General features: G+C 60.0%; 1 protein-coding gene. It reads left to right on the forward strand.

Translation table 11 applies throughout. The features are described from left to right. The coding region (locus tag BJD99_RS20560; protein WP_256895985.1) for a condensation domain-containing protein at positions 1 to 876 on the forward strand (876 nt) is incomplete at both ends.

Genomic DNA, 876 nt, shown 5'->3' on the forward strand with positions numbered 1-876 from the left:
CGTCCGGTGTTGGGTGTGGTGGAGCGTCCGTCGGTGATTCCGTTGTCGCAGGCGCAGAGTCGTATGTGGTTCATCAATCAGTTCGATACGTCTTCGCCTGCGTACAATATTCCGCTTGCTGTGCGGTTGTCGGGTGCGCTCGATGTTGTTGCGTTGGAGGCGGCGGTGGGGGATGTGTTGGTTCGTCATGAGTCGTTGCGTACTACGTTCCCGGTGGTGGGGGAGTTGCCGCGTCAGTTGATCGGGTCTGTTTCCGATGTGGCGGTGGAGTTGGCGGTGGTGGAGCTCGATGCGGGGGGTGTGCAGGAGCGGATTGTTGCCGATGCTGCTGCGGGGTTCGATGTGACGGTGGATGTGCCGTTTCGGGCGTCGTTGTATCGGGTGGGTGTCGATGAGTTCGTGTTGGCGATTGTGGTGCATCATATTGCTGCTGATGGTGCGTCGATGGCGCCTCTTGCTGCTGATGTGATGGTGGCGTATGGCGCTCGGGTTGCTGGTGGTGTGCCGGGGTGGGAGCCGTTGGCGGTGCAGTATGCGGATTACACGTTGTGGCAGCGTGAGGTTCTCGGGAGTGAGGATGATCCGGGGTCTGTGGTGTCGCGGCAGTTGGAGTTTTGGTCGGGAGTGTTGGCGGATGTGCCGGATGTGTTGCCGTTGCCGATCGATCACCCACGTCCGAGCCGGCAATCGACTATGGGAGCGACTACAAAGTTCGAGATACCGGCCGACATCCGAAATGCACTGATGCGTTTGGCGTCTCAGTACGATTCCACTCTGTTCATGGTTGTGCATGCGGCCTTGGCACTGTTGCTCGCTCGCCTCAGTGGTACCGAGGACATCACGGTCGGTACTCCCATCGCCGGGCGCGGTGAAGCA

Origin of the sequence: Rhodococcus sp. 1163 (assembly GCF_002091985.1) — a bacterium.
Lineage (GTDB): Bacteria > Actinomycetota > Actinomycetes > Mycobacteriales > Mycobacteriaceae > Rhodococcoides.